The sequence below is a fragment of the Corynebacterium sp. LaCa_282 genome, assembly GCF_057198125.1.
This window is the reverse complement of the sequence record NZ_CP191095.1, coordinates 2,344,072-2,357,449: the sequence shown is the minus strand read 5'-3', so window position 1 is coordinate 2,357,449 and position 13,378 is coordinate 2,344,072. Positions and strand designations below refer to the sequence as shown.

The window sequence follows — 13,378 nt, the reverse complement described above, 5'->3', positions numbered from 1 at the left end:
TGGCCCGGGAGTGCATTAGACTGCTTGCTAGTTAGGCTTTCGCGTCGGGATGTTAACGGTTCACAGATTCCGAGCGATAAAGCTAAGTGACAATTACCAAATACTTTGTGAAGGAGAAAGATGACTGCATCTATTAGGGGTCGCGTCCTTTCGGTCATCATGGCAGTCGCCGTAGCGCTGGGTCTTGCCGTAGTGGCAGGCGGCACCCAGCAGGCGCACGCAGCTCACCGCGATTTCTTGCGTGCGGACAATACTGGCACGTGCGAGTGGGACCAGGTGGGCTGGTGGGTCCAGCGCTGCGATGTGTGGTCTCAGGCGATGGGCCGCAATATCCCAGTGCAGATCCAGCCCGCAAAGAATGGCGGCAACGCTGGCCTGTACCTCTTGGACGGACTGCGTGCGACCGACCGCACCAATGCGTGGGTCAATGACGTCAATGCGGCACGTACCTACGAGCCGCACAATATCACCCTGGTCATGCCGGTAGGCGGCGAGTCCTCCTTCTACGCTGACTGGCAGGCACCCGCTAAGTACGACCCGAACGAGCCGGTCAACTACAAGTGGGAGACCTTCCTGACCAGCGAGCTTCCCGCCTACTTGGAGAGCAACTTTGGCGTGGCCCGCAATAATAACTCCATTGCTGGCCTGTCCATGGGCGCTGGTTCTGCCTTGACCTTGGCCGCAAAGCACAATGACCAGTTCCGCCAGGCGCTGTCCTTCTCTGGCTACCTGACCACGACGGTTCCGGGCGCGCAGACCTTCATGCGCTTTGCCATGCTGGATGCCGGTGGGTTCAACATCAACGCGATGTACGGCTCGCTGTTTAACCCGAAGCGTTTCCAGAATGACCCCTTGCTGCTCATCCCGCAGCTGCGCAATACCGATGTTTACATCTCCGCCGCAACCGGTATCCCGGGCGACCTTGACCGCCAGCGCTACCTCCCAGAGCACCAAGCAGCCGGTGCTGCCCTTGAGGTCGGTTCCCGCATCACCACCCACGTCTGGGAAGGTGCAGCTCGCCTGCAGGGCCTGAACCCGACCGTGGACTACCCGGCACAGGGTCTGCACAACTGGCTGCAGTTTGGCTACCAGCTGGAGAAGTCGAAGCCGCAGGTTCTCAACGTTATGAACGCTTGGTAAAAGCCGCTTAACGCTTTCGTCCCCTACCTTGTGGTAGGGGACTTTTTGCGTCTGTAATAGGGCTTGAGTTCAGCCTCGTCCGAACCGCAATAAATGGTGATATAAATTGCCTCCGGCGTGTCAGCCTTTCTTAAGCCTCAAGTTCAACTTAAACTTAAGCGCACAATAGACAGCTCACGCCGCAGGCGGCAGTCCGGAGGAGGGGAACCTTCGGAATGTAGCCGCGGTAAATCTTCAAGGACGTTTACCTATGCGCAAAAACACTTCCCCGGGCAAGGCCCGCAAGGGGCTTGCGGTAGCAGCCGTACCGACCGCCATCGCCGTTGGACTGGCCCTGCTGCCCAATGCCACAGCCCAAAGCTCACTTGGTGATATTAGCTCTGCTCAGCCAGGCGGTGGCGGCAGCCTGTCTGACCACTTTGCGCCCAAGGATCCGCCGGCTCGTACCCCAGTGGAGACCGAGTACCCAGAGGTAGAGGGCCTGCCGGATGGCGTAAAGATCAACCGTGTGGAGTACCTGTCCAACCGCCACCTGATGGTCTATATCAAGTCCGCAGCGATGCCGGATCAAGAGCAAAAGGTGCAGATTCAGCTCGCGCGCGACTGGTATTCGCAGCCGGAAAAGAAGTTCCCTGAGGTATGGGCACTCGACGGCCTGCGCGCCCGCGATGACGAGTCCGGCTGGACCATTGAGACCAATATCCTCAACCAGTACGCGGACCGCAACGTCAACCTCATCATGCCGGTGGGCGGCGAATCCTCCTTCTACTCCGACTGGCAGCAGCCGGATGCAGGCAAGAACTACAAGTGGGAGACCTTCCTGACCAAGGAATTGGTTCCCATCTTGGATAAGGAATACCGCTCCAACCAGAAGCGCGCGGTCACTGGGCTGTCCATGGGCGGTACCGCTGCGATCAACCTGGCGGAGCGCAACCCGTACCTGTTTGGTTTCGTGGGCTCGTTCTCCGGCTACCTTGATACGACCACCCGCGGCATGCCGCAGGCCATCATGGCCGCGCAGCGCGATGCCGGTGGCTTCGATTCCCGCAAGATGTGGGGCGAGCCGGGCTCGCAGGACTGGATCGACCACGATCCAAAGCTGGGCATCGAAAACCTCAAGGACATGCAGGTCTATGTCTCTGCCGGTAACGGCAAGGATGACTTTGGCAATGCCACCTCCGTGGCCAAGGGCCAGGCAAGCTTGGCCGGTATGGGCCTGGAGGTTATCTCCCGCATGTCCACCCAGACCTTCGTGGATTACGCGAAGCGCGCCAATGTGGAACCGGTGGTGCAATTCCGCCCCTCCGGCGTGCACAGCTGGGAATTCTGGCAATTTGAGATGCAAAATGCATGGCCCTACATTGCGGATGCCCTCAACATTGACAAGGCCGACCGCGGTGCGGACTGTCAGACCGAAGGCGAAATCGCCAAGGCCACCAAGGAAGGCCACATCGGTTCCTGCCTGAATAACGAATATGACGTTGCCGATAAGGGCAAGGCACAAGACTTCGAAACCGGTACGGCGTACTGGTCCCCGGAGACCGGTGCGCACGCCCTGCACGGCCGCATTGGCGCCCGCTATGCGGAAATCGGTGGCCCTACCTCCTGGTTGGGATTCCCGAAGTCCGATGAGCTTAAAACGCCAGATGGCAAGGGACGCTTCGTGCACTTCGAACACGGTTCCATTTACTGGAGCCCAGAGACCGGCGCCTGGGAAATTACCAGCGACATGTTTAAGAAGTGGGGCGAGAAGGGCTACGAAGGCGGCGATCTGAAGTACCCGACCGGCGCGGTCAAGAAGGTGGGCGAAGGCTTTACCCAGGAATTCCAAAACGGCATTCTGACCCGCAACCCGGACGGCAAGAACCAGGTGTCCTTTGGTGCCATTGGCAAAAAGTACAAGGATATGGGCGGTGTCGAATCCCCACTGGGCTTCCCCACGGACGGCGAGAAGAAGGTCGAGGGCGGCTTCTTCCAGGAGTTTGAACATGGCTCCATCTACTGGTCCCCAGAATCCGGCGCGCACTACATCTTGAAGGGCGCCATCATGGATGAATGGGGTAAGAAGGGCTGGGAGCACGGCGAATTTGGCTGGCCCACCTCTGATTACTCCGAAATCGCAGCTGGTGGATTGAAGCAGGAGTTCCAGCACGGAACGATCAGTGAAGTCATGGGCCGCGTACAGACTGAAAAGAAGTAAGCATGCGTAAATTAGCCCTCGTAGGAGCGGTCTTATGCCTCGGCTTGGCAGGGTGTGACTCTGCCACCGTGGATAGTGACTCCGGCAATGACACTTCGGTGGCGCCGCTGTCGCGCGAAAAGACCTCCGAAGAATCGACCACGAGCAGTAGCGAGTCTGCATCTAGCAGTGCTTCCTCCTCGCAGGAGCCCTCCGAGTCCAAGGACGATTCCAAGGATTTCGCTGAGCCGCGGAACGGCTCTGGTTCCGCGAACTCCCCGGAGGATCGCGGTGCCCGTGAGATCTCTGAAATCCCGTCCGCGCAGCTGCCCAAGGAAGAGGCTGCGTATCTGGATTCGTTGAAGGATGCAGGCGTGAACGTCGATGGGGTAGAAGATCAGCTCCTCGGTGCTGGCCAGGGCGCTTGCGGCGAGGATGAAATCACCATTCCCGCAGTGGCCGGGCAACTGATTGAGCAGCAACGCTCTGATAAAGACTTTGACGAGCTCACCAAGCTGCTTCAGGACAACGCACGTTCAGCCCTTTGCTAGCTTCCTTTGAGGTTTTCCGGGTACAACTAGTTCATGCGAAAAATCATTACCGTCGTTGCCGTCCTCGCCCTCCTCGTTGTGATCGGCGCGGGGGCGGTGCACTACCTCACGACTTCGGACTCGGCGGGGCCTGGTGCCCCCGAGGAGTCAGAGTCTGCGGCACCACCGGAGCAATCCCAGCCGGATTGGTGCCCGGCCGTGGAGTTTATTTCCGCGCCAGGCACCTGGGAATCCGCGGCCGACGATGATCCCCTCAACCCTTCTGCTAATCCGCGCTCGTTCATGCTGTCTATTACGCAGCCGTTGCGGGAGGCCTACGGGGATGATGTGAAGGTGTGGACCCTTCCGTATACTGCGCAATTTAAAAATATCAATGCGCAGGAGGAGATGAGCTACGACGATTCCCGCAATGAGGGCACCGCGAAGATGAATGAAGAGCTGCGCGGCATGCACGATAGCTGCCCACAGACCAAGTTCATTTTGAGCGGATTTTCCCAAGGTGCGGTCATCGCCGGCGATGTGGCCGATGATATTGGCGGTGGCGAAGGCGTGATCCCGGCGGAAAATATCGCTGGCGTGGCGCTGATCGCAGATGGCCGGCGTGAAAACGGCGTGGGCCAAAATCCAGGCCACGCGCTCGGCGGAATCGGTGCCGAGATTGCCTTGGAGCCCGTCTCCGGGCTCGTCCAGCCCATCGTGCCTGGAGCGACCATGCGCGGCGCGCGCCCGCATGGCTTCGGCGAGCTCGCGGATAGGACCTACCAGATCTGTGCCCCGGATGACTCCGTGTGTGATGCTCCCACCGGCGTGGGCAATGGTTTGGAACGCGCCAAGGATTTGATCGGGGCCAATGGGGTGCATGCGCAGTACGCCAGCAATGACGGCGTGATTGATGGGACTACTGCAAACCAGTGGGTCGTGGACTGGGCCCACCGGGTCATCGACGCCGTGTAACATGAGGCGCTAACACATCGATATTTTTTAAGACAAAACCATTTACCAAAGGAGAATCGATGGATATACAGCAACTCATGGGGAAGTTCTTTGACGCCGAGGGCAATATCGCCCTCCCGGCAGAGCTCACCTTGGCGGGCCTGGCTGAGACCCTCTACCAGGCAGAAACGGATACCTCGCAGGTTGTAATCCGCCAGTGGCTCTACGATGAGGGAGACACCTCCCGCGAGCTCAACCGCCAAGAGATCAATACGCGGATCAAAGTGGTGGCAGCGCGCTTGCAACAAGTTGCAGAACCCGGTACCCGCGTGGCCATCCTGGCGGGCAACTCCCCGGAGTACCTCTTTGGTTTCTTGGGCGCGATGTACGCGGGAATGACCCCGATTCCGCTCTATGATCCGAATGAGCCAGGCCACGCGGATCACCTGAAGGCGGTCTTTGCTGACTGCGAGCCCACCGTTGTGTTGACCAACCGCGTATCGGCCGCAGCGGTGCGCACCTATTTCTCCACCGAGCGGGAGCGCCCGCGCGTCATCTCCATCAGTGCGCTGCCAGATTCCTTGGCGGCGTCGTGGAAGCCGGTTGCCGGCGAGGGCGTGGAATCCACCGCCTTCTTGCAGTACACCTCCGGCTCAACGCGTACCCCTGCCGGCGTGGAGTTGAGCAACCGCGCGATCCTGGTCAATGTGCTGCAGATCTTCCGAGCCGTGAATATGCAGTTCCCGCCGCGCGTGGTGTCGTGGCTGCCGATGCACCATGATATGGGCATCATCTTGGCGCTATTTACCACGATTCTGGGCATCGAATTGGATTTGATGACCCCGCGCGATTTCATCCAGCACCCCAACCGGTGGGTTGAGCGCATCAGCCGCCAGCCGGGTGAGGAGAAGAAGACCTATACCGCCGTGCCCAATTTCGCCCTGGAATTGGCCGCGCGCTACGGCAAGGACGCGGATTTCTCCAACGTCGATGGCATCCTCATCGGCTCTGAGCCGGTGACGGAACCAGCCGTGCAGAAATTCCTGGACACCTTCAGCGTCGAGCGCTCCGTGCTGCGCCCTTCCTATGGTTTGGCGGAAGCCACCCTCATCGTTTCTACCGCACAGGGTGACAAGCGCCCGATCATCTCCCACTTCAACCGCGAGAAATTGGCGGACGGTAAGGCGGTTATTGAAGAAAAATCCGCTGCAACGGTGGCCTTCACCTCGAATGGCCAGGGCGTCTCGTTCCAGCACCTGGCCATCGTGGATCCTGAAACCAAGGCCGAGGTCCCAGAGGGCACCATTGGTGAAATCTGGGTGCATGGGCAAAATATGGCAACGGGCTATCTCAACCGCCCGGAAGAAACCGCAGCTACCTTCCGCAATACCCTGGGGGAGCGCATCCAGGACGGCCTGCCGGAGGATGATTGGTGGATGGCCACCGGCGATCTCGCCACCATCATCGAGGGCGAGCTGTATATCACCGGGCGGCTTAAGGATCTCATCGTCATCGCCGGACGCAACCACTACCCGCAAGATATTGAAGGCACCGTGCAGGACGCGTCCGCGCACGTCCGCCCAGATTCCGTCGCCGCTTTTGCCGTAGAGGGCGAAAACTCAGAGTCCTTGGTGCTCTTGGTAGAGCGCGCCGATGACGCGGATCCATCTGGCGACGCCGCCGCCGGCGAGGCGATTCGCACGGCCGTGACGAAGAATCACGGCATTACCCCGAGCGATATCGTGTGGAAGGCGCCGGGCGAAATTAAGCGCACCTCCTCGCATAAGATTGCCCGCCGCGTGGCAAAAAAGGACTACCAAGCTTAAAGCCGGATTCGGACGTTAAGTTAACAAGGTGACAAAATAGAGCGATATAGGTATTTGTCGTTCTATTAACCCCACTAGGAAAGACGGTTTATGACCATCGAGCAACTTCGTGCATGGCTGCGTGACTGGGTATCCCAGGCCACGGGCGTTGCCGCCACAGAGATTTTAGATTCCACCCCACTGGAAAACTATGGTCTTTCCTCACGAGATGCCGTAGTGCTATCGGGTGAATTAGAAAATCTCTTAGGCACGCGGCTCGATGCCACGGTGGCGTATGAGTACCCCACGATTGAGCTCCTAGCCAATCGCTTGCTTAATGAGCCCGCGGGGCGGCGCGACGATGCCCCGCGCGTGCAGCGCTCGACTCGCGCTGCGCAGGGTACTGATATTGCGGTTATCGGCTTGTCCGGTCGTTTCCCAGGTGCCAAAGACGTGCCGGAATTTTGGACCATGCTCGCGGAATCGCGCGCGGGTACTGGTCCGCTGCCGGTGGGGCGGTGGTCTGAATACAGCGCCGATCCGGTAATGAGCGAGAAGATCGCGCAGCAAAATACCGATGGCGGTTATATCGACGATGTTGCATCCTTTGATGCGGAGTTCTTCGGCCTATCGCCGTTGGAGGCCGCGAACATGGATCCGCAGCAGCGCATCCTGCTCGAGTTGGTATGGCACGCGCTGGAGAACGCTGGCCTTCCTGCCAATGAGCTGCGCGGCACGCACACGGGCGTGTACATGGGCTCGACCAATAATGATTACGGCATGCTGATTACCGCCGATCCCACGGAGATGCACCCTTATGCGCTTACGGGTAATTCCTCGGCAATCGTTGCCAACCGCATTTCCTATGCCCTGGATTTCCGCGGCCCGTCCATCAATGTGGACACGGCCTGCTCGTCTTCCTTGATTGCGGTTGACCATGCCATCAAGGACCTGCGCACCGGTGCGGCCGATGTTGCGCTGGCGGGTGGCGTGAATATCTTGGCCGCTCCGCACGCCTCCACCGCCTTTTCGGAATTGGGCGTTACGTCTCCTACCAGCGCCATTCATGCTTTTTCCGATGACGCCGATGGCATCGTGCGTGCCGATGCCGCCGGCGTGCTGGTGCTCAAGCGCCTAGAGGACGCGGAGGCCGATGGCGATGAAATCCTAGCCGTCCTCAAGGGGTCTGCCGTCAATTCTGATGGCCACTCGAATGGCCTGACCGCACCCAACCCAGAAGCGCAAGAAGACGTGCTGCGCCGCGCCTACGCGGATGCGGGCGTGGCGCCCGAGGACGTGGATTATGTGGAGGCCCACGGTACGGGCACCATCTTGGGCGATCCCATCGAGGCCAGCGCGCTCGGCCGCGTGCTGGGTGCCGGACGCGGCATCGAATCCCCCGTGCTCTTGGGCTCTGCCAAGACCAATATCGGCCACTCCGAATCCGCCGCGGGCGTCGTGGGCCTCATCAAGGTCATCGAGGCCATGCGGCACGATATTATCCCCGCGAATATCAATTACGCTGGCCCGAACCGCTATATCGATTTCGTGGCCGAGCGCCTCGAGGTCGTTGAAGACCCGCGCGAGTGGCCGGAATACTCCGGGAAAAAGGTGGCCGGCGTATCGGGCTTTGGCTTTGGCGGCACTAATGCCCACGTCGTCTTGACGGATTACCAGGGCACCCCGCGTACCAGCGAGCCGCAGCTATCCACCGACACGGTGGCGCTGCCGGTCTCCGGCCTCTTGCCCTCCCGCCGCGCGCGTGCGGCGGGGCTGCTCGCGGATTTCTTAGAGGCAGAACAACCAGACTTAGCCGATGTAGCGCGCACGGTCGCGCGCCGCAACCACGCGCGCTCGCGTGCCGTCGTCATGGCCAGCTCCATTGAAGAGGCCATTAAGCGCCTGCGCCAGGTGGCCGAGGGCAAGGTGTCTGTCGGCATCGCCGCGGCGGATTCCCCGCAGGTGCAGGGGCCGGTCTTCGTATTTTCCGGCTTTGGCTCTCAGCACCGCAAGATGGCGAAGGACATGATTGCGCTCTCGCCGCTGTTTAGCGCGCGGCTGAAAGAACTCGACGAGGTCGTTGATTTCGAATCTGGCTGGTCGATCCTGGATATCGTTGAGGACGATTCTCAAACTTATGACACGGAAACGGCGCAGGTCGCCATCACCGCCATCCAGATCGCGCTAACGGATCTATTGGCCTCCTTCGGCGTGCGCCCAGCGGGCGTTATGGGCATGTCCATGGGTGAGATCGCCGCGGCCTATGCCGCGGGTGGCATTTCCGCGCAGGATGCGATGATCATTGCCTGCCACCGCGCGCGCTTGATGGGTGAGGGAGAGGCATCGCTAAGCGAGGCTGACCAAGGCGCCATGGCCGTGGTCGAGCTGTCCGCCGAGGACATCGCCGCCCTCGATGTATCCATCGAACCAGCCGTCTATACCGGCCCCGGCATGACCACCGTGGGTGGGCCGCGCCAGGCGGTACTGGACCTGGTGGAAAAACTCGATGGGGAAGGAAAATTCGCCCGCGCGCTCAACGTGAAGGCGGCGGGGCATACCTCCGCCGTCGATCCGATTTTGGGCGAGCTCGAAGCGGCCATCGCCGGCATGGAGGCCCACCCGCTGCACACAACGCTCTTTTCCTCCGTGGATAAGGGCGAGGTCTACCGCCCCGGCACCACCGTCCACGATGAGGATTACTGGCTGCGCATGACCCGTTACCCGGTATATCTGCAGGACGCTACGGAACAGGCCTTTGCCGCAGGCCACACCCAGCTGGTGGAGATTTCGCCGAACCCGGTGGCGCTCATGGGGCTTATGTCTACCGCGTTTGCCGTGGGCAAGGCCGATGCGCAATTGCTGTATAGCCTAAAGCGCAAGGTGGATCCCACCGAGTCCTTGTTGGATCTATTGAGCAAGCTCTACGTAACCGGAACCCCGGTGAATTTTGCCGCCGTAGTGGGCTCGGGCGCGCAGGCAGAAGCGCCGTATACCCAGTTCAACCGCCAGCGCTTCTGGACCAACGCGCGGCCTTCGGCCGGGGTATCCGGCCTGCCCGGTACCCGCGTGAACCTGCCGGAGGGCAAGGTGGCCTTTTCCACCAACGCGGATCAGGCACCGTCCACGCTGGCCATCGTGGAGGCCGCCGCAGAAGCGGTGCAGCCTGGGGCGCGCATCGTGGCCACGGAGGAACACCGCGATCTCCCGCCGTACGGGGAAATTACCACCGTGGTCACCACGTCCATCGGCGGCATGTCCATCGCCGTTTATAGCGTGCAGGACACGCGCACCGAGCTCTTGGCGGAAGGTTTTGCCTCCGGCTTGGACTTGGGCGCGGGTGCGATCCCTGGGGTCGCAGCGGTGCCAGAGGGCAGCGCCGCCCCGGAGCCGACTGCCGATGACGCGGATGTAGACGCGGTGCGCTGGGATCCGCGCCAAGAAACCGTTGAGGACCGCCTGGCGCTTATCGTGTCCGAATCCATGGGCTATGATGTCTCGGATCTGCCGCGCGAGCTGCCGCTGATTGACTTGGGCCTCGATTCCCTGATGGGCATGCGCATTAAAAACCGCGTGGAAAATGACTTCCAGATTCCACCGCTGCAGGTGCAGGCGCTTCGCGATGCCTCCTTAGCAGACGTCATCACCATGGTCGAGGAGGCCGTTGCCGGCGGCCGCATAGATAACAGTGACGCTAGCGCCGACGCTGCACCGTCGGAGGCTACGGAGTCCGCGGCCGCAGCAGACGACACCACTCAAGACTCGGAGCAGGGTGTGGGCGTTGCCCCGCGCGATGCCTCTGAGCGCATGGTCTTTGGCACCTGGGCAAGCATTACCGGCAAGGCTCCGGCGGGCGTGACCTCGCCGCTTCCAGCAATCTCTGAGGAGGTGGCCGCGCAGATTGCCGAGCGCTTGCGCGAGCGCGCGCACATCGATGTCACCGCGCAGCAGGTCCTCGACGCTGAGGCGCTGGAAACCTTGGCTGATCTGGTCCGTGAGGGCCTTGAGACCGAGGTGGAGGGAAATATTCGCGTCCTGCGCGAGGCCGATGGCCCAGCCGTATTCATGTTCCACCCGGCCGGTGGAACCACGGTGGTCTATCAGCCGCTGACCCGTCGGCTGCCAGAAGATGTCGCCGTTTACGGCGTCGAAAGGATTGAAGGCTCCTTAGAAGAGCGGGCCGCCGCCTATATCGAGGACATCGTTCGCTATGCGCGCGGCCGCAAGGTCGTCCTGGGCGGCTGGTCCTTTGGCGGCGCCTTGGCCTATGAGGTGGCCTACCAGTTGACAGAGCGCAGCAAGCGCGGGGAGGAGAGCGCCGAGGTCGCGTTCATCGCCTTGCTCGATACCACGCAACCTTCCCACCCGGCACCGGATACGCCGGAAGAAACCCGCGCCCGGTGGGAGCGCTACGCCGCCTTTGCCAAGAAGACCTATGGCCTGGACTTCGAGCCTCCGTACGAGATGCTGGAAACCATGGGCGAGGATGCCCTGATGACCATGCTGGCGGAATTCTTGGCCACGACGGATGCCTCCGAACACGGCCTGTCCGCCGGCGTCTTGGAGCACCAGCGGGCGTCCTTCGTGGATAACCAGATTCTGGCCAAGATCGATTTCCACCGCTGGGCCGATGTCAGCGTTCCCGTGCTGCTCTTCCGCTCCGAGCGGATGCATGACGGTGCGATCGAGCTGGAGCCGCGCTACGCTGAGGTTGATCCGGATGGCGGCTGGGGCGTTATCGTTAAGGATCTAGATATTGTGCAGCTGCCCGGCGATCACTTGGCAGTGCCGGACGAGCCAGCCATTGGCACCGTGGGCAAGCATATGAACGATTGGATCGAGGAGAAGATACGTGGCGGCCAAGCAAACAACCGCTGAGAAGCTCGCTGACCTGCGCAAGCGCCTTGAAGAGGCGCAAGATCCAGGCAGCGAGCGTTCCCGCACACGCCGCGACGAGGCAGGCCGTACCACCCCTCGCCAGCGCATCAACGAGCTCTTGGATGAAGGTTCCTTCGTGGAAACCGGTTCCTTGGGCAAGACCCCGGGTGACCCGGAGGCCATCTATTCCGATGGCGTGGTCACAGGCTATGGCCGCGTATCCGGCCGGCCCGTGTGTATCTATGCCCACGATAAGACGGTCTACGGCGGCTCCGTGGGTGTGACTTTTGGTAAGAAGGTCACTGAGATCATGGATATGGCCATCAAGATTGGCTGCCCGGTCATCGGTATCCAAGATTCCGGTGGTGCCCGCATTCAAGACGCCGTGACCTCGCTGGCGATGTACTCCGAAATCGCCCGCCGCCAGCTGCCGCTATCAGGCCGCAGCCCGCAGATTTCCATCATGATGGGTAAATCCGCCGGCGGCGCGGTCTACGCGCCGGTGACCACTGACTTTGTCATCGCCGTGGATGAGGAAGCGGAAATGTATGTCACCGGCCCCAATGTCATCCGTGAGGTTACCGGTGAAGACGTCACCTCCGCTGAGCTGGGCGGTGCCCGCCAACAGGAACTCAACGGCAACGTCTCTGCCGTGGTGGATTCTGAGGAAGACGCCTTTGACATGGTGCGCGATATTTTGGATCACCTGCCGCTGACCTGCTTTGATGAGTCGCCGACCTTTCCCGCGCCTTCTGATGCCGAAATCACCGAGGACGAGGATCTGAATTCCTTCATGCCGGATGACACCAACGCCGGCTACGACATGATGGATCTGCTCACCCAGCTTGGCGATGACGATGAGCTCATTGAAATCCAAGAAAACTTCGCGCCGAATATGATCACCGCCTTTGGCCGCATCGACGGCAAGACGGTGGGTTTTGTGGCCAATAACCCTATGCACTTGGCCGGCTGCATCGATGCCGATGCCGCCGATAAGGGCGCGCGCTTTATCCGCATCTGCGATGCCTACAATGTCCCGCTCGTCTTCGTTGTCGATACACCGGGCTACCTGCCGGGCGTGGAGCAGGAGAAGGTGGGTCTGATTCACCGCGGTGCGAAATTCGCCTTCGCCGTCGTGGAAGCGACCGTGCCGAAGGTCTCGCTCATCGTGCGCAAGGCCTACGGCGGCGCCTATGCCGTCATGGGGTCGAAGAACTTGAGCGGCGATATTAACTTGGCGTGGCCTACCGCGCAGATCGCCGTCATGGGTGCGGCCGCAGCAGTCGTGATGATTGCGGGCAAGCAGCTCGAGGCCGCCGAGACCCCAGAGCAGCGCGAGATGACCAAGAAGATGTTCATGGACTTCTACGATGAGACCATGACGGCACCCTACGTGGCAGCGGAACGCGGCTACTTGGATGCCATGATTCAACCGAATCAATCGCGCATTGCCCTGCGCCAGGCGCTGCGGCAATTGGCCACAAAGTCTGCGCATGACCTGCCCAAAAAGCACAATATTGCACCGATGTAACGCGGTGCTATGGCGTTACGATACCCAAATAAGAGTTTCGTGACAGTTGAAGGAGAAAACCTTGTTTGCTTTGTCCAGCGCATTCGACCTGATTGGTGAAATCATCGGCTACATTTACTGGGCCTACAACCAGATCGCAGCAGGCGTGCCATTCAAGCTGCCGTTCTAAGCTGAGAACGTTCGCACAGATTTAAGGCTCCGAGGCTAGACGGCAGGATGCGTGGTTGAGGTTGGCTCGTTAGTGGGTCTGGGCTAGTGGTACTAGCCCTTTTCACTCTTCTACGGTGATAACCGGTCTTTGACTGGGAAATACCGTACACAACTTCCTGCTGTGCTAGCCGGTTCGGATCACGATGAAAGGATG

7 protein-coding genes are annotated in these 13,378 nt (G+C 60.5%); all 7 read left to right on the top strand.

What is annotated here, in order from left to right; translation table 11 throughout:
• Positions 1-120 precede the first annotated feature (120 nt).
• Positions 121-1,140, top strand: a complete 1,020-nt coding sequence (locus ACP8KU_RS11065; RefSeq protein WP_023029677.1) for an alpha/beta hydrolase — start codon at positions 121-123, stop codon at positions 1,138-1,140.
• A 250-nt stretch (positions 1,141-1,390) separates the two neighbouring features.
• The gene (locus tag ACP8KU_RS11060) at positions 1,391-3,340 is read left to right on the top strand and encodes an alpha/beta hydrolase-fold protein (RefSeq protein WP_023018126.1); all 1,950 of its coding nucleotides are present in this window, start codon (positions 1,391-1,393) and stop codon (positions 3,338-3,340) included.
• A 2-nt stretch (positions 3,341-3,342) separates the two neighbouring features.
• Positions 3,343-3,870 carry a hypothetical protein gene (locus ACP8KU_RS11055; protein WP_284631878.1) on the top strand — a complete coding sequence of 176 codons (528 nt, stop codon included), beginning with the start codon at positions 3,343-3,345 and terminating at the stop codon, positions 3,868-3,870.
• A 33-nt stretch (positions 3,871-3,903) separates the two neighbouring features.
• The gene (locus ACP8KU_RS11050) at positions 3,904-4,824 is read left to right on the top strand and encodes a cutinase family protein (RefSeq protein ID WP_484483754.1); all 921 of its coding nucleotides are present in this window, start codon (positions 3,904-3,906) and stop codon (positions 4,822-4,824) included.
• A 59-nt stretch (positions 4,825-4,883) separates the two neighbouring features.
• The gene (locus ACP8KU_RS11045) at positions 4,884-6,629 is read left to right on the top strand and encodes a FadD32-like long-chain-fatty-acid--AMP ligase (protein ID WP_284631881.1); all 1,746 of its coding nucleotides are present in this window, start codon (positions 4,884-4,886) and stop codon (positions 6,627-6,629) included.
• A gap of 90 nt (positions 6,630-6,719) precedes the next feature.
• The gene (locus ACP8KU_RS11040; protein WP_484483753.1) at positions 6,720-11,483 is read left to right on the top strand and encodes a beta-ketoacyl synthase N-terminal-like domain-containing protein; all 4,764 of its coding nucleotides are present in this window, start codon (positions 6,720-6,722) and stop codon (positions 11,481-11,483) included.
• Entirely contained in the window at positions 11,458-13,014 is a 1,557-nt protein-coding gene (locus tag ACP8KU_RS11035) for an acyl-CoA carboxylase subunit beta (protein WP_023029672.1), read from the top strand. Before ACP8KU_RS11040 ends, ACP8KU_RS11035 begins: the two co-directional genes overlap by 26 nt.
• Positions 13,015-13,378 lie beyond the last annotated feature (364 nt).